We start from the raw sequence: 2,257 nt of genomic DNA on the forward strand, positions 1-2,257 counted from the left end.
GGGGCAGGCCACAGGGCGGCCAGGGCCCGGCCCGCACCACCGGATCGCCGCGTTCGGGCGGCGGCGTCCGCGGTGGGGCGGCCCGGCGAACTCCCCGGACCGATGGCGCGCAGCCCCCGCGCACGGCGGCGACCCCGCGTCGCGACGCCAAGGACACCGGTGCCCGCCGCCCGGCGAAGGCGTCGGCGCCGCAGCGCCCCCGTCCACGCACCCCCATGCGCCGCCGCGATCCGATCAAGCGGCTCAACGTCGGTCTGCTGCTCATCGCCTTCGTGCTCTCGCTGTTCGCCGGCCGGCTGGTGCAACTGCAGGGCATCGAGTCGCAGCGGTACGCGCAGCAGGCGATCCGGCAGCGCCTCGTCAAGATCGATCTGCCCGCGACCCGCGGTGAGATCACCGACGCGCAGGGAACGAAGCTCGCCATGACGGTGGAGGCGCAGGCGATCTTCGCCGACCCCGTCATGATCGAGCCCGGCGACCGGCAGCGGATCGTCTCGGCCCTGACGCCCATGCTCGGCCTCGACGCGGCCAAGGTGCTCAAGGCCCTCAGCACGCCGGACAGCCGCTTCGAGTACATCATCCACGGCGTTCCGCCCGACAAGGCCAGGATGGTGCGGGCGCTCGGCTTCAAGGGCATCGGCACGCTGCCGGAGTACCGCCGGGCCTATCCGGCGGAGTCGCTCGCCGCCAACGTCATCGGCTTCGTCAACCGTGACGGAGAGGGCGGCAGCGGACTCGAGCACGGCATGAACGGCGTGCTCGCCGGCCGTGACGGCTGGCAGCGCGTGGAGATCAGCCGGGACGGCCAGCACATCCCGATGGGCGAGGACCAGTCGCGCAAGCCGGTGCCGGGCCGTGGCCTGCGGCTCAGCCTCCTCAGCGACCTGCAGTTCAAGGCGCAGCAGGCGATCATCAACCAGGTGCGGGCGACCAAGGCGCGCAGCGGCAGCGTCATCGTGATGGATCCGCGCAGCGGGCACATCCTGGCTATGGCCATGGCGCCGGGCTTCGATCCGGACGACTACGGCAGCTCCAGCGCCGCCGCTCGGTCCAACCCGGTGGTCGAGGAGGCCTTCGAGCCCGGCAGCACCAACAAGGTGATCACCGCCGCGGCGGTGATGGAGAAGGCCGGCATCACGCCCACGACCCCCTTCACCGTTCCCGACCACCTGTACCGGAACGGCCGCAAGTTCGAGGACTCGCACACTCACGGCACCGAACGCCTCACCTTCGGCGGGATCCTGGCCCAGTCCAGCAACGTCGGGACGATCCTGGCGAGCGAGCGGATCAGCCCCGACACGCTCTACCAGTTCATGCGCGCCTTCGGGTTCGGCGAGAAGACCGGTGTGAAACTCCCCGGCGAGACCATGGGGCTGCTGAAACCGCCCGCCCAGTGGAACGCGACCGACCGTTACCCGATCGCCTTCGGCCAGACGGTCTCGGTGAGCGCCCTCCAGATGGCCAGCGTCTACGCCACCATCGCCAACGGCGGGGTACGAGTCGCCCCCACCCTGGTCACCGGGACCACGGACGGGCAGGGGAACCTCACCCCGGCGCCGGATCCGGCGCAGCGCCGCGTGATCAGCGCCAAGACGGCCAAGGAGATCACCCGAATGCTCGAGGGGGTCACCACCAAGGAGGGGACCGCCCCGGCCGCGCAGATCCAGGGATACCGGGTCGCGGGCAAGACGGGCACGGCCGAGCGGGTCAATCCGAGCTGCGGCTGTTACCGGGGCGGGGGCTACACGGCCTCCTTCGCCGGGTTCGCTCCCGCCGACGACCCCCAGCTCGTCGTGCAGGTCGTGCTGCAGGACCCCAAGCGCGCGTACTACGGTGGCGAGGTGGCGGCGCCGGTGTTCAGGGATGTCATGTCCTTCGCTCTGCAGACCCGTAAGGTCCCGCCGACCGGTAGTAGGTCACCGAAGATCCAGATCTACGCCCGCGGCTGACCAAGGCGGGTACTCTCTCGCCGTGGCCCCAGCAGCGACCCGACAAGTGCGTCCCAGCGACAGCAAGCCGTCCCGTACCGAAAGAGCCGCCATGCGCCCGACGACCAGACCAGCCCGGCCGCTCGCCGGGCTGGCGCGGCTGCTCGATCCCGAGAACGCGGGGGGCGGTGCCGACGCCTACGCCCAGGTGACGGTGACGGGCATCACCCACGACTCTCGCCAGGTGCTCCCCGGTGACCTCTACGCGGCACTTCCGGGAAGCAGCGTCCACGGCGCGGAGTTCGCCTCGCAGGCCGCAGCGGCGGGCG

The 2,257-nt window shown here is 71.3% G+C and carries 2 protein-coding genes; both read left to right on the forward strand.

What is annotated here, in order from left to right; genetic code table 11:
* Positions 1 to 1,949: peptidoglycan D,D-transpeptidase FtsI family protein (locus HKK72_RS38715; RefSeq protein ID WP_261987605.1), on the forward strand; the 1,949-nt coding region annotated here is incomplete at its 5' end.
* A gap of 91 nt (positions 1,950 to 2,040) precedes the next feature.
* On the forward strand, positions 2,041 to 2,257 hold a 217-nt coding region (locus HKK72_RS38720; protein WP_261987606.1), incomplete at its 3' end, for a Mur ligase domain-containing protein.

Origin of the sequence: Actinomadura sp. HBU206391, from assembly GCF_014323665.1 — a bacterium.
Lineage (GTDB): Bacteria > Actinomycetota > Actinomycetes > Streptosporangiales > Streptosporangiaceae > Actinomadura_C.